Origin of the sequence: Rufibacter ruber (genome assembly GCF_014138425.1) — a bacterium.
Taxonomy (GTDB): Bacteria; Bacteroidota; Bacteroidia; order Cytophagales; family Hymenobacteraceae; genus Nibribacter; species Nibribacter ruber_C.
The window spans coordinates 1-19,271 of record NZ_JACJIQ010000029.1 but is presented as its reverse complement, the minus strand read 5'-3'; the positions used below and the strand labels follow the sequence as shown (position 1 = coordinate 19,271).

Here is a 19,271-nt window from a genome sequence, read left to right as displayed (position 1 = left end):
ATCCGTTATTTCTGCGTACCCCGTAAGCACCTGTACATAACCTTCGCGCCACCACTATGGAGATTGCCCTTGTCTTAGTTCTGCTGTTGGTTGCTATCGGCCTTTTTGCGTCTGAGAAACTCTCTGTTGATGTAATTACCCTGATCCTGCTCATTGTACTCACCTGCACCAAGATCATCACCCCAGAAGAAGCGTATGCAGGTTTCAGCAGTGATTTTATTGTCATTCTGGCTTCAATTTTTGTACTGAGCGCGGCCCTGGAGGACACTGGTGTGCTTGACTTTCTGGTGAACTGGCTCATGCGCCACACTGGTCACCGGCCAACCATGCTTCTGCTTTTCATAATGATTGTACCGGGGTTGATTTCGGCTTTCATGAACAACACCACCGTTACCGCCCTTTTTGTCACCCCCATTGTAGGGGTAGCCAAAAAGATGCAGACCAGCAGTTCAAAATACCTCATGCCCCTGGCGTACGCATCTATTCTGGGCGGCACCTGTACCCTCATTGGCACCTCTACCAATGTGGCGGTAAGCGGCTACATGGCCAAAGCGGGGTTTGAGCCGTTTGGTTTCTTTGAATTTTCTGGGATAGGAATAATTGTTTTCGCCGTGGGCATTGTGTATATGATGACCATTGGGAATAAAATGCTTCCGGCCGGCACCACCCAGGGCCTCACTACCCGCTATAATATCAAAACCTACCTGACTGAGATTCTGGTACAGGATGAATCACCGCTCATTGGCCAGATTGCCTTTGCGTCTGACCTTTCAAAAATGGGGTTCAGAATCCTGAACATCATCAGGAGCAAAGAGAACTTTCTGCCCGACTACCGCACCCGCATCAGAGCCAATGATGTACTGCTGGTAGAAGGAGAAATGGATGACCTTATCAAAGTAAAAGAAACCAAAGGCATCCAGATTCTGGCCGATGTCATTGTGGAAGACGACCTGGTGGGGGGTGACATCAGGCTGGCGGAAATCCTGATTACGGGAAAGTCTGACCTGCTCAAGCGCAGCATCAGGGAAATTGAGTTCCTGCGCCGGTTTGGGCTGGTGGTGCTGGCGGTCTCCCGGCAGGGCGAAACCATCAGGACCAAAATTGGGGATGTACAGCTGCAGTTAGGGGATCTGCTTCTGGTGCAAGGCTCTGCTGAACGCCTGGAGTACTTAAAAATGAACCAGCACCTGGCCGTGCTGGATGAGTTTAAGCCGGTGCTGTTCAAAGAACGGAAAGGGATCCTGACCCTGGCTTTCTTCATCTTAGCCATCATCATTGGGAGTACCGGTGTTCTGCCGCTGTCTACCTCCTTTCTGGGAGCCGCCGTGATGAGCATTCTCTTCAAGTGCATCTCAACAGACCGGGCGTATCAGGTAATTGACTGGCGCCTGCTTATTCTGATTGGGGGGATGACGGCCTTTGGGATGGCCATGGCCAACTCCGGGGCAGACAAGTTTCTGGCCCACTGGATTGTGCAACTGCTGGAACCGTTTGGGGTGCTCACCATTCTGGCTGGCTTTATTTTGCTTACCGTCTTTCTGACCCAACCCATGTCTAATGCGGCCGCCGCGCTGGTGGTGTTGCCGGTGGCCCTGCAAACCGCCGCCCAGATAGACGCCAACCCCCGTACCTTTGCCATTGCCATCATGCTCTCTGCGTCTGTGTCGCTGATCACACCTTTTGAACCGTCCTGTATTCTGGTGTATGGCCCGGGTAAATATTCGTTCCGCGACTTCCTCAAAATAGGGTCTGGGCTCACCCTTCTCCTGATCATCCTGATTCTGTTCCTGGTGCCGGTCTTCTGGCCACTGACTATGAATAACTAGTTTAGGCCTGTTTTGCTAAAAACAGGCCTAAAACAGCAACCGCCAAAACTGCGGCCAGGTGTCACCGTACAAAAAGGAAACCAAAGGAGAGAAAGATGTATAGGTTAGCCTGTGTTGTATTGATTGCCCTCATAAGCTGCAAACCCCAAACCAACCATGGAGGCCTGCCAGACTCGCCCGCTGCGGCAGAACCGGCGCTGGAAAATACCGCAGACTCTGTTGGCAACGCCCGGAAAGACGGCACCCACATCTCCTCTCATGTCCCGCTAGATGTAAAACAGCAACTCCCCGCCCTGCTGGAGGTGAGCTTAGACCGTACCCACGGCCTCTGGCAATACCCCACCCTCACAGAACAGGATGCGCAGCGCATTCCCCAAGGGGAACAGGGTCCTTATTACCTGGAGGCAGATTTTAACGGTGATGCAAAGCAGGATTATGCGGTACAGATTGTAGAGCGGGATTCAGCTTTCATCTATGCCTTTCTCAGCGGCAAGAATGCCAATGAGCTGGAAGAGTATCTTCTGGAGAAACACCCACTCACGCCAATTGAAGGAAAAAAAAGAAGCCTTAGGTATCTTTCCCTGGCCCGGAAAGACGGCAAACCCAATGAAAGTGCCAGCAGCAAAAGCCTTCCCCGGGAGGGCATCACCGTGGGCACAGAAAACTCAGCCGTGACGTATGTATTTGAGAAAGGTGCTTTTCAACGGTATAAACCCGCAGATTAGCCTTTTACGCCCGTTACTGTAACTCCAGAAAACTGATGGCCTCGGCTTTGATCTCATCCCTGTCCAGCCCGTCTTTCACGCCCGTAGTGATTTTCTTGATCAGAATACCCACCACAGATTTTCTGAAACCCATCTTGGTGGCTATCTCAATACAGAAATCCATTTCGCTGTCATCTACAATCCCGTCTGCCAGCATCATCTCCACCAGGTCATAAATCTGGTCAAACCGGTCCAGATCATTGTTCGGCATGGTCATTTTGATATTCTCACACGAAGACAGCAGATTTTTCACCTCCTGCGGCCGCATTCCTTTGCGCTCCCCAATAGAGATGATGTGCTCCATTTCAGCTGAGTCAAGGTGCCCGTCAATCTTTGCCAGCGTGCCCAGGTTGATGATGTGGGTTTTGAGCCTTTTGGTTTCTTCGCTCTCAAAAATAGAAAACATAGGTAAAGGGTCTGTAAGGGTGATGGTATAACGGCCGTTGCCTACACATTGCACAGAAATTGCGCAGCTTCAACTTCACCTAATAATTTACGAAAATTATAAATATAAGCTACGTCAAATCTTGAAAACTGTTGATTTATTTAAATATCATACCCCACACGCTCTTTTTCATAATTCAGAAGGCTTCCCTCCCCTTTTACAGCAGGGTGCTTAGCGGTGAAAAACCTTCTCCTTCTTGGGCAAATACTTGAGAATTGTACGTTTATCCCGTACTTTGGTGGCTCAAGTATAGGTTTGTACATGAAAAAAATAGCTGTATTTACATCTGGGGGTGATGCCCCGGGTATGAATGCTTGCATCCGGGCGGTGGTCCGGACAGCAGTATATCACAAATTAGAAGTTTACGGCATTGGCCGAGGATATAACGGAATGATTCAGGGCGAGATTTACCGCCTGTTCTCCCATTCTGTCAGCAACATCATCCAGAAAGGCGGCACTATTCTCAAATCTGCCCGCAGCATGGAGTTCCAGACGCCCGAAGGCCGCAAAAAAGCCTTTGAGCAGATCACCAAGTTTGGGATTGAAGGCATTGTGGCCATTGGCGGGAACGGTACCTTTACCGGAGCTGAGATCTTCCACAAAGAGTACGGCATTCCCATCATTGGCTGCCCCGGCACCATTGACAATGACCTGTTTGGCACAGATTATACCATTGGCTATGACACCGCGGTCAACACCGCCCTGGACGCCATTGACAAAATCAGGGACACGGCAGACAGCCATGAGCGCGTGTTTTTTGTGGAGGTGATGGGGCGTGACTCCGGGTACATTGCCCTCCCCTGCGCCATTGGCGGCGGGGCCGAAATGGTGATGATCCCAGAAACCATCACGTCACTGCCAGAAGTGATTGAAACACTACAGCAGGGCTGGCGCCGCTCTAAAACCTCGTTCATTATCATTGTGGCCGAAGGCGACGACGAAGGCGGTGCCTCAGAGATAGCCGCCAAGGTGAAGCAGGCGCTGCCGCAGATGGATGCCAAGGTAACCATTATTGGGCACGTACAGCGCGGTGGCACCCCAACAGCCGCCGACCGCCTGCTCAGCAGCCAAATGGGCATGGGCGCAGTGGAGGGCCTTTTAGCCGGCCGCACCAATGAGATGGTGGGTGTGATCAACGGTGAGATAGCCTACACTCCTTTCCATGACACCATCACCAAGAAGAAGCCCATCAGTGAAAGTTTCCTGAAGCTGGTGCACGTACTTAGCGTGTAGTCAGCATTTCAGGGTAGGCTTGCCGTTACCATTCCTGTTTTGGGGCTGTTTTCAGAAAAACAGCCCCAAAACAGGAATACTTTTGAGCCTGGCAACCAGCGTTAGTCCACTCCTGCTCTTGCGGCGGCTCCCGCACTGTGTCAATTGTTTCCCGCCCATGGGAACAAAGTACCAACGGTCTTAAAAAAGGATCATCCCGTCAGGCATGCCCTCTCGTTGAGTTGTTCAGCTGCTTTGCGTTTTCGGACTGTTTTTCTGAAAACAGCCCGAAAACGCAAAGCAGACACTTATACTAAGGCAGGAGTTCCTTCCTTCTAAAGAGTCTTACCCCTTTGATTTTGTAGAAAAGCGCCCCAAAGCCAACGCCCGGCGAAGGAGTGGTTAAGCAAAAACTGCGGTTTAAGGAACGGAGGCAGGTGGTTTACCTATGGGATTCGCTGACAAGAAGCCAGAAGCTACCCCTCAATAGAATGCTTGAAGCATCTGTCCTGTTTTTGGCCTGTTTTCTTGAAAACAGGCCAAAAACAGAGGGAGGTCCTGCCCGTGCAGAACCCTGGAACTATAGCAGGTAGGTAAGAAAGCAGGTTCCACCTGTTAGAAAGTAATGCGCTGCGTAATTGAACAGCCCTTATTCCTACAGACAGAAAAGTCTGTTTCCGGGCTATTTTCAGAAAAACAGCCCGGAAACAGGAATTATGAAATGGATCTTCCTGCCTCTCCCTCTATTTTCTGTTGCACCCACGCCAGCACGTCGGCCAGCTGGTCTGGGTGGAACCATTGGATTTCGGGGTCCCGGTTAAACCAGGTCATCTGGCGTTTAGCGTAACGGCGGCTGTTCCGCTTGAGCAACCTAACCGCCTCAGCAAAGTCGTAGTCGCCGTCCAGGTAATGAAAGAGCTCGGTGTACCCAACCGTCTGGAGCGCCTGGTGATTCCTGAAAGGCAGTACGCTCTTTACCTCGTCCAGCAGCCCCTGCGCCAGCATAAGGTCCATGCGGTGGTCAATGCGGCGGTACAGCTCTTCGCGGTCACGGGTGAGGCCAATCTTGATGATCTGGAAATCCCTTGCAGTTGCCAAGGCTTTTTTCCTGAACGAAGAATAGGGTTGCCCGCTGCTCAGGCACACTTCCAGCCCCCTAATCACCCGCTGCGGGTTCTGTACATCTACTTGCCGGGCATACACAGGATCCAATTCCCTGAGCTGCGCTACCAAGGCTGGCAAACCGTCCTGTTCCAACCGTTGGGTTAAGCTTTCCCTTATGCCGGGCAAAATGTCCGGCATCTCGTCCAGCCCCTCGCACAGGGCCCGCACGTACAGGCCGGAACCGCCCGTGGCAATGACAACCGGGTGTTGCCGGAAAAGGCGCTGGAGAAGCAGGCGCGCATCTAGGGCGAAGGCTCCGGCGTTATACTCCTCCTGAATGGAATGGCTGTCAATGAAATGGTGGGGCACTCCGCCCTGTTCCTCTTTTGAGGGTTTGGCCGTACCAATGCTCAACTCCCTAAAGAACTGCCGTGAATCCATAGACAGGATCTGGGTCTGATACTCTTTGGCCAGCTGCACACAGAAATCAGTTTTCCCCACCGCGGTGGGGCCCACTACTATCACTAAAAACCGAGACGCCATCATGCTAATTCTTTGTACAAATGTACTAATCTCTCCGCCTCTTTCTCCCATACCCACTCCTGCCGGGCCCGCAGACAGTTATGCCGGAGGCGCTGGTACGTCTCCCTCCCCTCCAGCAGGGCCAGCATGCTTTTTCTGATGTCTTCTGGGTTATTGTTTGTCAAGAGGGCAACCTCCCATTCAGTGTTGAGCCGCTCATATTCAGGGAAAGGAATGCATATCTGCGGAATACCGGCCTGCACATAATCAAAAAACTTGTTGGCCAGGGAGTAGTAGTAGCTGAGGCCCTGGTTTTCTAACAGCATAATGCCCGCATACGCCTGTTGGGTGATCTGGGCCAGGCTAGCTGGCGCTACATTTCCTTTGAAGATGACTTTGCGGGAAAGGTTCAGCTGTTGAACCCTTTCCTGCAGGGCTGGCAGCAACGGCCCATCGCCACAAATAACCAGCTGTGCCGGCACGTCTTGCATGGCCTCCAGGGTGGCTTCCAGCCCTCTGCCCACATTGAGGGCACCCTGGTAAATGAAGTAAACGGGCTGCCCCGGCTCCTGCACGCCCGGCTGCCGGAACGGCATGTTCCGGATGAGGTGCACCCGCCGCCGGTACCGCTGCTGGAAGTACTCTACCAGTGAACCGCTGACCGTATAGGCCAGGCTGGCACGGGAGAAAGCCAGCTTCTCCACCCAAGCCCACACGGCTTTCACTGGGGGCCTGTTGACCACCTCCGGCAACTCTGGGAACAACTCATGGGCGTCATAGACAAAAGGTTGGCGGCGCCACCACGCAGTCAAGACGCCGGCCAGGGCCGTGTCAGCATCAACGCCGCCGTAGATTTCAAACCTGTTCCAGAGAAACCACAGGATCAGGCGCAGGTTAAACTCCAAGTAAAAGAAGGGGCCTTTAGCCAAGCGGCACCTGAGCCTCACCTGTTGAAAGTGCTGGCCTACCAGTGGCTTAGAGCCGGGAAGCTCCCTCCCCAGCAGCGTCACCACAAACCCGGCACTGGCCAGCGTGCCGGCAATGCGCAGCATGCGCTGGTCATGGTTAAGGTCAGTTGTGACGGTCAAGACAATGCTTTTGCCCATGGTGGTGAAGAGCCCGGTAAAGAGGGGGCACACTTATAGATACTGCCCCTAGAAAAACGATGTTTTTAAGTTATTTTTGCTAAAATAGGTGATTTCTTTCCAAGAGCCATAGCCGTTTCACAGGCAATGGACATCACCTGGTTCAAAGGCAACGTATGACAAACACTATGACATCTGCAGAAAGAGAAGCAAAGGTAGCAGCGGCAGAACGATTAATTGATTTGGCCGAGCACGTGAGCGGTAGCAGGAAACTCATGTTTGTCTGCACCCCAGAGGGTGAATTGCTCAAGGTGAACAGCCAGACCCGGGAGTTTTTCTTCAAAGGGCAGGATTTTCCGGAGCACCTGAACATTAAGCAACTCTTAGATGAGAAATACCTGCCTACGTTTGAGAAGAATGTACGGCTGCTGCGTAACCGCAAGAACATCAGCGGTTTTTTCCAGCCCAAGGAGAAGAACCTGGGCAGTGAATTGTTTTATTTCAAATCAAGCCTGGTGCAGCAAGACGGCCATGAGCTGCTCTACCTGGCCGTTAGGTCAGCCTCTGCTGAAGTCATGCCCGTGGGCGATATGTATGCCTCAGAGTCCAGTTACCGCACCCTCTTTGAAGACAGCAATGAACCCCTGTTTATTCTTGACAAAAAAGGGATTTTCATTGACATTAACAAAGAAGCACTGGGGCTCATTCAGTTTGAAAAGGGAGAACTGGTAGGTAAAAGTGTCTTTGAAGCCTTTGACCTGAACCCATCAGAGAAAATGGCTTTCAAGAAAAGGATTCAGAAAGCGTGCGAAGGTAAAACCCAGCGGTTTGACTGGTGGTTCAAAGACAAAGCCGAAACGCTGCTCCCCGTACTCCTTTCTTTCAGGTGCGGAAAATATTTTGGGCAGGAGGTGGTGCTTGGCACTGCGCGCCCCATTGAAGACGCAAAAGGCAGCAGTGAGGCTGGCAGGTTGCGTCAGGACCAACAGGAGTTTGTATCTAAGCTGCTCCCCAACTTTTCAAACCTGAAAACCGCAGAAGATGTACTAGCGGCCACCTTAGATGCACTGCTGACCCGCCCCACCATTTCTGGCGGCGGTGTCTACGTATTTCAGCCCACCAACCGCATGGTGCAGTTGATCAAAAACAAGGGTAAGGACTCTCACCTCCTGCAGGAGCAGAGCATTTTGGCCTTGAAACCCGAGTTTTTGGCCCAGCTGGAAAACAAGGGCAGGAACCGCTCCATCCTGAGCATCTCCCGCAACTTTCAGCACCTGTTCCAGAAAAGGGAAGTGGTGGCCATGCCGGTAAGCACTGAAAAGAATTACCTGGCGGTGATTATACTTCTGGTAGAGGAAGCCCAGCTCATCACCAGCACCCTTACAGAATTCATCAACTATGTAGGGTTTGAAATCAGCTCCTACCTCTCCCGTTTTGAACTGCGTCAGGAGCTACATTATTCTGAAGGGAAGTACAAAACCCTCTTTGAGTCCTCAAATGACGCTATTTTCCTGCTGAACCAAACCCAGATAGCTGACTGTAACTTTCAGGCCTCGGTGTTGCTTGACTGTGACAAAAGAGACATTCTGGGCAAGAGAATAGCAGATTTTTCCCCGGCGCTTCAGGCAGACGGGACATCCTCAGTAGAGAAAGCGCTCCAAATGATTGACAGCACCCTGCTGGAAGGCATTCCGCAGACGCTGGAGTGGCGCTTAGAGAAGCCTGATGGCAGTGTGGTAGATAGTGAAATCAGCTTCAGCGCTATTCAACTGGATGGGGTTTCTTTTGTGCAGTGTATTCTGCGGGACATCACCCAGCGCAAAGAGGCACAGGCACTGGTGCGCCGGCAGGAGGTTCTACGGGAATCCATGCAGCAGTTCCGCTCCTTCCTCAGCCAGGTGAACCTGGCCTATGTGAGCCTTGACCTGGACCTGCGTATTGTCTATGTCAATGATTATTTCCTGCAGTATACCGGCTATAAGCGGGAGGAAGTCATTGGTCAGAACTATTATGAACTGTTTGTGCCTGAACCTGAGCGGGGAACCCGCATTCAGGAAATCCAGAAGGCGTTGCAGAGCCAGTCGTTGCGCAGCTACTATGAATGGGACCTGCTCACCAAGTCACAGTCTACCAAGATCCTGCGCTGGAACATCATGTTTGAGATGGATGCCGAAGGGAAAGTAGTAGGCATTACCGGCGTTGGCAAGGACATGACCGACAAACGCATTGCCATGGAAGCCTTGAAAGACAATAAAATACGTCTGCAAGACCTCTTTGACAATGCCCATGACCTCATCCAGAACATTTCTACAGACAACAAATTCATCTTTGTTAACCGGGCCTGGAAAGAAAAGCTGGGGTACAATGACTATGATATTGAGAACCTCACCCTCAATGACATTGTTCACCCTTACTATAAGGCCAAGTTGATCTACCAGCTTCGTAACCTCTACAAAGGCGAAGATGTCAATAAGATTGAAACCGTCTTTCTGACCAAAAGCGGCAAGCCCATTCACTTGATAGGGAGTATCAACTGCAGCTGGCAGGATGGGAAGCCCATTGCCACGCGGGCCATTCTCCATGACATCACAGACCGCATCAAGGCAGAGCGCCTGCAGAAGGTGTATTACAGCATTGCCAACCTGGCCATCAGCTCCAAAGATTTGCCGTCTTTGTACAGTGCCATCCACCGGGAGCTGAGCAAGATTATTGAGACCCACAACTTCTACATTGCCCTGTTTGATGAAGAGAAGAACACCATCAACTTTGTGTACTATGTAGATCAGTTATCTACGGTGCCCGCCGCGCCCAGGCCTTTCTCGCTGGGCATGACGGAGTATGTGATCAAGACCGGCAAACCCCTGTATGCCACCAAAGAAGATTTCATGGCTTTGGTGGAAGAAGGGAAAATTGAAGTCAACGGGGTGGTGCCAGAAGTAATGCTTTCCTCGCCCCTCTCCATTGGGGAGCGCATTATTGGGGTGATTGCCGTACGCGATTACAAAAACCCGGAGGCCTATGTGCAGACAGATATTGAGATTCTGCATTTTATCTCCAACCAGGTGGCGCTGGCCATTGAACGCAAACGGAACGAAGAGCAGATTACCATTCAGAATGCACGCTTAAAAGCCATCTTTGAGAGCGGAAGCCACCTGATGTGGTCACTTAACCGGCAATATAAGCTTACCTCTTTTAACCAGAACTTCTCTAACGAAATCCATACCTGGGCTGGCAAGACACCCGCCATTGGCAGCATACTGAGTTATTTGGTAGAAACGTTTGTGTCTCCAGAGTACTATGGGTTACTGCAGGATAGGTATGAGCAGGCTTTCTCTGGGGAGCCGCAACAATTTGAGATTGAGCTACAGCGGCCTGAGGGAAACAGTGAATGGCTTGAAATTTTGCTCAACCCTATCTACCTGGAGAATGGCAGTTTTGAAGATGTTTCTGCCATTGCGCTGGATATTACCGAGAAGAAAATCTCTCAATTGGCCCTGGCAGAGAATGAAGAGAAGTTCAGACAGATCTTTGAGTCATTCCAGGACATGTATTACAAGACCAACATTGAGGGAGACTTCCAGCTGCTGAGCCCCTCTGTGCAGGAAATGCTGGGATATACCCAGGCAGAGGCCATGGGGATGAATGCCCGTGACTTGTATGTATACCCAGAGGACCGTGAGCAGTTGTTGCATCATCTTTTTGAACAGAGAAGCGTCAGGAACTTTGAAACCACCCTGCGCACTAAGTTTGAAATAGAGATACAGGTATTGATCAACTCACGGCTTATCTTAAACGCAGAGGCAGAACCAGTGGCTATTGAAGGAGTATGCCGCGATATCACCGAACTAAAGAACACCCAGCGGGAACTGATCAGAGCCAAAGAACTGGCAGAGACTTCTTTGCAAGCTAAAAACCAGTTTCTGGCCAACATGAGCCATGAACTGCGCACTCCCATGAACGGCATCATTGGCATGATTGACCTCCTGCACCATTCTGCCACCAATGATGAGCAACGGGATTACACAGATACGCTCCGCAAATCATCAGATGCCCTGCTAGATATTTTAAATGATATTTTAGACCTTTCAAAGATACAGGCGGGCAAGCTGCAGATAAACGAAACGGGGCTTGACTTACACTACTCCCTAGAAAAAATACACTCCCTTTTTGCAAACAGGGCCAACCAGAAAGACCTGGAGTTTACTTACTTTATTTCTGAAGACACCCCACGTTACATTGTCACAGATGAAACCAGGCTGCTGCAGATCCTCTCCAACCTCACCTCCAATGCCATTAAGTTCACCAATGAAGGGGCTGTGAGTGTTGAAGTAAAAAGGCTGCAGTCAGAGGGAGACCAGCACCTGTTGCAGTTCCGGGTCAATGACTCTGGTATTGGCATCAGCGAAGAAGACATACGGCTCCTCTTCACTAATTTTACCCAGCTAGACAACTCCTCCTCCAAATCATTTGGGGGTACAGGCCTCGGCCTGGCCATTTCCAAACAACTCAGTGAGCTGCTGGGGGGTGAAATTGGGGTGGAGTCAGAAGTGGGGAAAGGCAGTACCTTCTGGTTTACCATTACCTGCCGTGAAGCAACCAACGTGACCCAGATCAATGAAATGCTTCTCTCTTCAAAAGAACTGGAAGAAATAGGGAAATTCAACCCCTCGCCGACCCTGCTGTTGGTAGATGACAACCAGATCAACCAGAAGGTAGCACTTAAACTGTTGGAGCGCATGGGCTGCTATGCAGATGTGGCATCTAACGGGTTTGAAGCCATTGAGAAAGCAGTGGCTACTCCATATGACCTCATCTTCATGGACATACAGATGCCGGAAATGGACGGCGTGACCGCCACCAAAGAGTTAAAAAAACTGCTAGGCTCCTCCTGCCCCCCTATTGTAGCCATGACGGCCTATTCCATGAAAGATGATGCGGAGAAGTTCATCAGAGAGGGGCTGGACGACTATATCTCAAAACCGGTAAAAATCACTGACCTCTATGACCGCTTGGTTAAGTGGTATGGGAATGCCACGGAGGCAGTGCCTGAGTCAAACGCGGAAATAGCTCCGCTCATAACTGATGAACAAGAAAAAGAGGAGCCTTTTCTGGAAATGGAGATAGTAGAACAGCTGCGCAGTATTGGGGGAGATGAATTTGCCCTGCAGCTGTACATTGATTTTGAGGAAGAAACCTTTCCTCTTCTGGAAGAGGCCAAAAAGGACGTAGCCGCAAAACATTATAGCAGTATTTTGAGTACACTGCATCAAATTAAAGGGACAGCCTCTACGCTCGGACTGAATATAGTGTCAACTTTGGCAAAAAATCTGGAGCATGATATTCTAAAAGGCGACATTGAGGGTGTACCGCAAACGTTTTCTGATTTAGAGACAAGTTTTGCTAATTTTAAAGCCCAATACAGAAAGACAATTTTATCAAACTAACCATGGCAGAGACTAAAACCATATTAATTGCAGAAGACAGCTCTGTAATTCTGAACCTTACCAAGAAAATCCTTGAACTTCAAAACTATAAGGTACTTTCTGCCAAAAACGGTGGCGAGGTTATCAAGAAAGTGAACGAGCAGAAAATTGACGCCATTCTCATGGACCTTAACATTCCTGTGAAAAACGGGATGGAGTGCACCAAAGAGATCCGCTCCAGTGAGAATCCTGAGATATCTGGTATTCCTATCATTGCCGTGACGGGTAATGCCAACAACTACACCCTGGAGCAGTTCAAGGAAGCAGGTATCAATGCGTACCTTCCTAAGCCTTTGGATTTTGACATGTTGGTGCAAACCGTGAAAGAATACGTGCACTAATTCCACCGGCACCATCGCTTAAAGTCACCCTATGCAATTAAAGTACACCCGGCCCTTCCTGAGCCGGTTAGAAGATATTTTTGCCGAGTCTGATTACCTGCTCCGTTACGAAAAAGGAACGTTTAAATCAGGGTTCTGTATCCTGAAGGAGACGAAAGTGGCGGTTGTAAACAAATACTTCCCGCTGGAGGGAAAAATCAATTGCCTCATTGAGATTTTGAAAGCAGTTGAGATAGCGCCCGAGAAACTCAGGGAAGAAAGCCAGGAACTGTTCCTGGCCATCAGAAACCAAACCCTTACCGCTGCGTGAAAGTAACTTTCTTAGGAACAGGCACCTCTCAGGGAGTACCCGTGATTGGGTGTGAATGTGACGTATGCCGTTCCTTAGATTACCGCGACAAACGGTTACGGGTCTCTGTGCATCTGGAGGTAGAGGGCAAGAGTCTAATCATTGACTCTGGCCCAGACTTCAGGCAGCAGGTTTTGCGGGAACGGATTAAAAGGGTAGATGCCCTGCTGTTCACCCATGAGCACAAAGACCATACCGCCGGCATGGATGACATAAGGGCCTTTAACTTCATGCAACGCATAGACATGCCCGTCTATGCTGATGAGCGGGTGCTGAGGCAGCTGCAGCAGGAGTTCAGCTATATCTTCACCAATGCCACTTACCCGGGGGTACCCCGGGTAGAACTGCACCCAATCTCAAACCAGCCTTTTGAGGTACAGGGCATACAGGTAACCCCCATCCAGGTCATGCACCACAAGATACCGGTATTTGGCTTCAGGGTGGGTGATTTCACCTACATCACAGATGCCAACTTCATTTCTGAGGAGGAAAAAGAGAAGGTAAGAGGCTCAAAGGTAGTGGTGGTGAACGCCCTCAGAAGAGAGCCGCATATCTCGCATTTTTCGCTCTCTGAAGCACTGGCACTCTTAGAAGACCTGGCCCCGCAGCAAGCGTACTTGACGCATATAAGCCATTTACTGGGTTTACATAGGGAAATCGAAACAGAACTGCCCCCTCACATCAGGCTTGCGTTTGATGGCTTAACCCTTAGCCTATAACCAGTGCATCAGAATTATTACTTCTTACGGCAACTTGCCCAAAAGCTTGAACAAACACTAAAAGGATTCTCCCTGCACTCAGTGTTCAGTCAGGAAAAAGATGAACTGGTATTGGCATTTCATAACGGGGCGCAGGAGTTTTTCATCAAGGCAATTCAGACCTCCACATTTTCCAGCCTCCAGTTTCCTGCTACGTTTAACAGGGCAAGGCAAAACTCGGTAGACCTGTTTACATCTGTCTGGGGAGAGCAGGTGCTGGAGGTGCAGGCGCACCGGCAGGAAAGAAGCTTCTTTATTCAGTTCACCCAAGGGAAAGTATTGCTCTTTAAACTCTTCGGGAACAGGTCTAATGTGATACTATTTGAGCAGGATCAGCCCATGGCGCTATTCCACCGGAAATTTGCCAAGGATCTGGAATTAGACTATAGGGCAATGCACCAGAACTGGCACTTGACCCAGGAACAGTTTCTGGCACAACCACAACTGCTCGGTAAAATGCTGCCTACACTGGGAGATCTCCCGCTACTCTACCTCCAGGAAATGGGGATAGAAGCAAAACAACCACTGGCCCAATGGCAATTGGTACAGGAAATGCTGGCACAGCTGGAAACCCCCTCCTACTACCTCACTTACCTGGACAAGGTTCTTCGCTTCTCCCTGTTACCCGTAGGGCAGATTCAGCAAAAATATACAGACCCCTTAGAAGCCCTTAATGCTTTTGTTCCCCAGTACAGGGCACAAGAGTATTTCAGCAGGCATTACGGGGCGGCACACAAGTCTTTACAGCGCCAGCTGGAGGTGGCACAGAAAATCTGGTGGCAGATACAGGAACAGCTGGAAACGTGGCACCACGGCACCCCGTACGCCCAAACCGCAGATGTCATTATGGCCAACCTTACCAACATCCCCAAGGGTAGCGCAGAGGTGGAGCTGTATGACTTTTACCAGGACACCACCCGTAAGATAAAGCTTCACGCCACTGAAACCCCGCAAAAGACGGCAGAACGGTTGTACAAGAAAGCCAAAAACCAGCAGATAGAACTTACTCTACTTCAGGCAAGGGCAGAAAAAAAGGAACAGGAGGTAGAGCGCCTAGGTCGGCAACTAAAGGAACTGGAAGAAATCACCTCCGCCCCGCAACTGCGGCAATACCTGAAAAAAAACACGGTGGTCCCCCTCCCCGCCGGGCAGGAGCTGCCTTTCCATACATTTGAGACAAACGGATTCAAAATACTAGTAGGGAAGAATGCCAAGGCCAATGACAAGCTTACCCTGCACCATACGCACAAAGATGATTTATGGCTCCATGCCAAAGACGTTCCCGGCTCCCATGTGGTGATTAAACTCAAAGCCGGCCAGCCTTTCCCAATGCCGGTGATAGAGACTGCCGCCCAAGTAGCCGCCTACTACTCAAAGCGGAAGAATGACACCCTCTGCCCTGTTCTGTACACCCCCAGGAAGTATGTTAGAAAGCCCAGGGGAGCCACGCCGGGCTCAGTCATAGTAGAGCGGGAGAAAGTGATCCTGGTGACGCCCCAAAACCCTTTCAAGGTAATTCCTTGAACTGCCCTTTCTGTTTTTGGCCTGTTTTCCGGAAACTAGCCCAGAAACAGGAATTCTATGACTTCTGCCTTCGTACAAGAGAAGCAGATCTTCTGTTTATGGGAGCGCCTATTACTTTGGGTTATCAAAAGGAGGGCCATTGGCAATGGGACCTTGACAGGTGTGCTTGTCTGCTTATCCAGGTAGCAGATTTTACCCCTCCGTGCAGAGGCTATCCAAGCCTCCTGCTGTGTTTGCCTTCCAATCCTAACCCATTCAGAAGCAAAAGTAGAGCTGGAAAAAAAGTTCTTAATAAATTTTAATAATAACAACTGAATTTATAAGTATTTATCCCCTCCACATCCGTACTTTTACGCATGGAGGATTTACAGCGGATTTTAATCATTGATGACGATGAGGTTGCTAGTTTTATTGCAGAGCTGCAGATTAAGAGTAGCCATCCAGGGTGCCTTATTCAAACAATAAAAAACGGTGAAGACGCTTTAGAATTACTACTGCAGCAACATCCAGCAAACCGCCTCCCCCACCTCATATTGCTGGACCTCCACATGCCCCTTATGGATGGACTAGAGTTTCTGGTGGAGATGAAAAAGCTACAACTTTCCCCTTGCCCCAAGGTGGTGGTCCTTACTTCGTCCCTCTGCAAAAAGGAACAGCAATCCATCCTTCATTCAGGGGCCGATGGTTTCTTCCAGAAACCCATCACCCAGGAGTCAATGCAACAAATTCTTCAACTGGCCCTCAAGAAGCCATAGTGGCAGCTATAGAAGGTACAAGCTGGTAAGTGTACCGTCATAATTAGACACCATTCCTTCCACCGCCAGGGTACCTACCCGTTCAAATTGTCTTATGGCTCCCCTTCTGGATTTAGAGGACAGGCGTTCACAAATTATGGTTGCCCCGTCTGATCAATTTCAGTTATTTAATACCCGAAGTAAGGCCAGCGCTTAGCAGGAATTCTCTGAACGATTCACCCGTGAGCGGCTTTTGCAGAAACGCCTCAATCCCCAGATGTTTCGCCTTCTTTTTATCCCGATCATAGTCATGGGAAGAGAGCATGGCTACCACAGGCACTATGGGGGCTGTAAGGGCTCTCATAGCCTCTACAAATTGAAACCCATCCATGTCTGGCATCCTTACATCTACCATCACCAGCGTAGGGCAAATGATCGAATCCTGCCCCTTGCCACAGGCACTCCTGAGAAGTTGAATAGCCTCTACCCCACTGTGGGCAGCAAAGATTCTTTCGGCCACCTGGTGTCGCTTTACAATGTTCTTTGCAATGAACAGCGAGGTGGGGTCATCATCCACCAATAATATTGATTCCAACTTCCTCATGGCGCAGACTTGGGGTATGGTATTGAGGAAAATACGGATAGAGCGGTTTGTGGTTGGGAAAAGGGAGCCACACCCCTCAAAACCTGTCACTCCTGCCATTCTAAACAAATCAGCAGCTCCCTCATACATACCTGATCAAGCAAGAGGAATCAGCACGGCTAAGAGGGGCTTCTGTTTTTGGCCTGTTTTTAAGAAAATAGACCAAAAACAGAACAGACTTTTCATTTAGCAATTGAGAAGCAAGCTACCCGATGACAGGTTCAAATGGAAGCCACCTCTCCCTCCTCAAGAATTGCCATAGGTGCCCACCAACTAGTGCCCTATTAGGGCAAATAAAAAAGCGGCATATCTTTTACAGATATGCCGCTTTTGCTTGCTTGTGCGCGCGGGGAGATTCGAACTCCCACACCCGTAGGGCACCACCCCCTCAAGATGGCGTGTCTACCAGTTTCACCACGTGCGCATGGCTTACAGATTGAAAGGTGTTCCTCTTAAAATCTGACGCAAATTTATCTGATCTCTTTTACCTGTGCAAGTAGATGGGAGATTTTCTGCTTTTTCTAATAAAAAATAATTATATCTAGATATTTAGATGTTTCAACTTGGAAAGCACGCTTTTCAACGTTCAAAAAAGACAGTCCATCGAAAATGCCAACTATTAGAACATATCATAGATAAATTTAAATATTACTCATGATATAGGAATACCAACATATGAAACCAAGATTCTTTTTACCCATATTATTTCTGTTATTCTCTAAATCGCTTTGTTTTTCCCAGTCGCCTCAAACGCCCGACACCAGATCAGAAACCATCGCAAGGGAAATGCTTAACAAATTGGAGCTCTCTGAAATGCATTATATCAAAATCAAAGCCATCTTAGATGCTCGCATTACTAAGTCAAATGAAGTCATTAAACAATATTCAGATGACCCACTCCTTTTAAAAGAAGTAATAGCGCAACTTCAGAATGAATGTGACAAGGCTATTATTGCAGTACTTCCTAAGAAGGCCGCCTCTAAATATTATAAGCACAATTTTGACCTTTCAAGTTTAAACTTCATCTCCTCCAAATAAAAAGTAGCTTATATTGACACGATGTAATAGTCAACATGATTAAAGTCACTATCTTTAAATAGAAACAAATAAGTGCTATAGTTATAATAACTCAACAGTTCAATAATAAAAAAAATTAGCATCAGTTATAAAATCTAAATACAAACTTAGTATCAACAATTAACCTTTATTATTTTTCCTATTTCTACAGAACAACCCATTGTTGATATTTCAATACATTTACTGAATGAGCTATTCAACCATTTAATTAAAATTAATATAATATTACAGTGATAAACAAATAATCAACTGGACAAAAAACAACTTAACAAAACAAAGAATATTTTGTTTTAACCTAACAAACAGATTTTACCACAAGAATAAGGCAGCGGTTTATAGGCAGCAATATACTGTCATATTTCATTGCATACAGAATCTATTTCCACTCATTAACTATCTTAACTCCTTAGTTTAAATATACTCAGTTTAGCTCTTACTTTTCTTATTTAAAAGTTATACTTACTTTTATTTTAACAAGACCAGTAAAATTAGCCCAACAACCTGAGCTACATATTCCATTAATAGGACCAGGCATTATAAATTGTTTCCTTGTAAGTCTCACTTTCCATACAGACTTTCTTTCCGCTACTCGCCTGGCATAAGAGTTAACATCTATTCAACAACACTGCTTAATGATTACTGCTAAATAGCTGTCAGTTTCTATTTTAGAAAATAAAGCAAAGTACAGTGATAGGCCATGAAGCTGTTTAGCGTTTTTTATTCAGGATATGGCGCATGCGCCCGCTTGTGCCTTCAGCAGAAGCAAGCTTCTGTTTCCGGGCTGTTTTTAGGAAAACAGCTCCAAAACGCTGACACATGCGTACGCGTTCACCATGCCAAGGTCAGTCACGATCCATCATGTTAGAAAAAGGGAAAAGCTCCAAACAGCTTCCTTGGTTAATGGCGAGACGCGGAAATTCATCACAGCTGCAAAAAAATCATTTCCGGAAAAATGGTTGAAAACATTACCAGATTCTTCTCGTATCTCTTTTAATGCAACTACAACTTCTCCAACGTTGCTTCCCCTGCATCCTGCGTTTTAGCCCAAATCAAGGTCAAGCTTCAATCCTTCAGAGTACATAGCGCAAGTTCTACAAATTGCCTTGGCGTTATTAAACCATAATCATAAATACCATCACATAAATGGTTTTTAATCAATGCGTTCTAATAATCTACCCAAACTCAACTTCAACTACCTTTTTCACCCCCCTGCGTGGTGCCTCTTCCCTCTTTGTGGAGGTTGCCAGCACAAACTGCCCCCGTTGCTAAAATTTTGATCATTTAGTAATAGGTGAATTACCCTATAAATTGAAGCTGTTTAGAGTTTAATAACTTCCAAAGAATTAGGGAGGTAAAAGTGTTTGCGACAACATTTCTCACCAAGCCCTAACTCAATGGAAGCGA

Annotated in this window: 14 protein-coding genes and 1 tRNA gene; 10 read left to right on the top strand and 5 right to left on the bottom strand. The window is 48.4% G+C overall.

Annotation, left to right across the window (positions count from 1 at the left end):
• Positions 1 to 56 precede the first annotated feature (56 nt).
• Positions 57 to 1,826 (top strand): SLC13 family permease, encoded by a 1,770-nt coding sequence (locus tag FHS90_RS21395; protein WP_066837696.1) that lies wholly within the window; start codon positions 57 to 59, stop codon positions 1,824 to 1,826.
• Positions 1,827 to 1,921: 95 nt separating this feature from the next.
• Positions 1,922 to 2,551, top strand: a complete 630-nt coding sequence (locus FHS90_RS21390) for a hypothetical protein (protein WP_182514505.1) — start codon at positions 1,922 to 1,924, stop codon at positions 2,549 to 2,551.
• Positions 2,552 to 2,564: 13 nt separating this feature from the next.
• Here the strand turns inward: FHS90_RS21390 and FHS90_RS21385 are convergent, their stop codons facing one another.
• Entirely contained in the window at positions 2,565 to 2,996 is a 432-nt protein-coding gene (locus FHS90_RS21385; protein WP_182514504.1) for a tellurite resistance TerB family protein, read from the bottom strand.
• 300 nt (positions 2,997 to 3,296) lie between these two features.
• Between FHS90_RS21385 and pfkA the strand changes: the two genes are divergently transcribed.
• On the top strand, positions 3,297 to 4,268 hold the full coding sequence (pfkA, locus tag FHS90_RS21380; RefSeq protein WP_066837688.1) for a 6-phosphofructokinase: 972 nt from the start codon (positions 3,297 to 3,299) through the stop codon (positions 4,266 to 4,268).
• A 693-nt stretch (positions 4,269 to 4,961) separates the two neighbouring features.
• On the opposite strand, the gene miaA is transcribed toward pfkA, so the two are convergent.
• Complete coding sequence (gene miaA / locus FHS90_RS21375) at positions 4,962 to 5,897, bottom strand: tRNA (adenosine(37)-N6)-dimethylallyltransferase MiaA (protein WP_220483131.1); 936 nt, start codon at positions 5,895 to 5,897, stop codon at positions 4,962 to 4,964.
• Positions 5,894 to 6,979 (bottom strand): glycosyltransferase, encoded by a 1,086-nt coding sequence (locus tag FHS90_RS21370; protein WP_182514503.1) that lies wholly within the window; start codon positions 6,977 to 6,979, stop codon positions 5,894 to 5,896. Before FHS90_RS21370 ends, miaA begins: the two co-directional genes overlap by 4 nt.
• A 167-nt stretch (positions 6,980 to 7,146) precedes the next feature.
• Here FHS90_RS21370 and FHS90_RS21365 point away from each other — a divergent pair, with 167 nt between their 5' ends.
• The 6 genes from FHS90_RS21365 (at position 7,147) to FHS90_RS21340 (ending at position 16,168) form a co-directional block, all read left to right on the top strand.
• Positions 7,147 to 12,402, top strand: a complete 5,256-nt coding sequence (locus tag FHS90_RS21365; RefSeq protein WP_182514502.1) for a PAS domain S-box protein — start codon at positions 7,147 to 7,149, stop codon at positions 12,400 to 12,402.
• A 2-nt stretch (positions 12,403 to 12,404) separates the two neighbouring features.
• Positions 12,405 to 12,782, top strand: a complete 378-nt coding sequence (locus tag FHS90_RS21360) for a response regulator (protein ID WP_066837682.1) — start codon at positions 12,405 to 12,407, stop codon at positions 12,780 to 12,782.
• A gap of 31 nt (positions 12,783 to 12,813) precedes the next feature.
• Entirely contained in the window at positions 12,814 to 13,092 is a 279-nt protein-coding gene (locus FHS90_RS21355) for a hypothetical protein (RefSeq protein WP_066837680.1), read from the top strand.
• Positions 13,089 to 13,850, top strand: coding sequence for an MBL fold metallo-hydrolase (locus FHS90_RS21350; RefSeq protein WP_182514501.1), 762 nt, complete (start codon positions 13,089 to 13,091; stop codon positions 13,848 to 13,850). The genes FHS90_RS21355 and FHS90_RS21350 overlap by 4 nt, the downstream gene beginning before the upstream one ends.
• Positions 13,851 to 13,853: 3 nt before the next feature.
• Complete coding sequence (locus tag FHS90_RS21345; RefSeq protein ID WP_182514500.1) at positions 13,854 to 15,413, top strand: NFACT RNA binding domain-containing protein; 1,560 nt, start codon at positions 13,854 to 13,856, stop codon at positions 15,411 to 15,413.
• Between the two features lie 356 nt (positions 15,414 to 15,769).
• Positions 15,770 to 16,168 carry a response regulator gene (locus tag FHS90_RS21340; protein ID WP_066837668.1) on the top strand — a complete coding sequence of 133 codons (399 nt, stop codon included), beginning with the start codon at positions 15,770 to 15,772 and terminating at the stop codon, positions 16,166 to 16,168.
• A gap of 163 nt (positions 16,169 to 16,331) precedes the next feature.
• Here the strand turns inward: FHS90_RS21340 and FHS90_RS21335 are convergent, their stop codons facing one another.
• Complete coding sequence (locus FHS90_RS21335; RefSeq protein WP_074987994.1) at positions 16,332 to 16,751, bottom strand: response regulator; 420 nt, start codon at positions 16,749 to 16,751, stop codon at positions 16,332 to 16,334.
• A gap of 380 nt (positions 16,752 to 17,131) precedes the next feature.
• Positions 17,132 to 17,214, bottom strand: a tRNA-Leu gene (locus FHS90_RS21330).
• A gap of 251 nt (positions 17,215 to 17,465) precedes the next feature.
• On the opposite strand from FHS90_RS21330, the gene FHS90_RS21325 reads away from it, so the two are divergent.
• Positions 17,466 to 17,828: a hypothetical protein gene (locus FHS90_RS21325; protein ID WP_182514499.1), complete on the top strand. Its 363-nt coding sequence runs from the start codon at positions 17,466 to 17,468 to the stop codon at positions 17,826 to 17,828.
• Positions 17,829 to 19,271 lie beyond the last annotated feature (1,443 nt).

What these genes read in the sequence shown, in the direction of transcription:
- FHS90_RS21395 (WP_066837696.1), top strand. Translation starts at nt 57, where the DNA reads ATGGAGATTGCCCTTGTCTTAGTTCTGCTGTTGGTTGCTATCGGCCTT.
- FHS90_RS21390 (WP_182514505.1), top strand. Translation starts at nt 1,922, where the DNA reads ATGTATAGGTTAGCCTGTGTTGTATTGATTGCCCTCATAAGCTGCAAA.
- FHS90_RS21385 (WP_182514504.1), bottom strand. Translation starts at nt 2,996, where the DNA reads ATGTTTTCTATTTTTGAGAGCGAAGAAACCAAAAGGCTCAAAACCCAC.
- pfkA (WP_066837688.1), top strand. Translation starts at nt 3,297, where the DNA reads ATGAAAAAAATAGCTGTATTTACATCTGGGGGTGATGCCCCGGGTATG.
- miaA (WP_220483131.1), bottom strand. Translation starts at nt 5,897, where the DNA reads ATGATGGCGTCTCGGTTTTTAGTGATAGTAGTGGGCCCCACCGCGGTG.
- FHS90_RS21370 (WP_182514503.1), bottom strand. Translation starts at nt 6,979, where the DNA reads ATGGGCAAAAGCATTGTCTTGACCGTCACAACTGACCTTAACCATGAC.
- FHS90_RS21365 (WP_182514502.1), top strand. Translation starts at nt 7,147, where the DNA reads ATGACATCTGCAGAAAGAGAAGCAAAGGTAGCAGCGGCAGAACGATTA.
- FHS90_RS21360 (WP_066837682.1), top strand. Translation starts at nt 12,405, where the DNA reads ATGGCAGAGACTAAAACCATATTAATTGCAGAAGACAGCTCTGTAATT.
- FHS90_RS21355 (WP_066837680.1), top strand. Translation starts at nt 12,814, where the DNA reads ATGCAATTAAAGTACACCCGGCCCTTCCTGAGCCGGTTAGAAGATATT.
- FHS90_RS21340 (WP_066837668.1), top strand. Translation starts at nt 15,770, where the DNA reads ATGGAGGATTTACAGCGGATTTTAATCATTGATGACGATGAGGTTGCT.
- FHS90_RS21335 (WP_074987994.1), bottom strand. Translation starts at nt 16,751, where the DNA reads ATGAGGAAGTTGGAATCAATATTATTGGTGGATGATGACCCCACCTCG.
- FHS90_RS21325 (WP_182514499.1), top strand. Translation starts at nt 17,466, where the DNA reads ATGAAACCAAGATTCTTTTTACCCATATTATTTCTGTTATTCTCTAAA.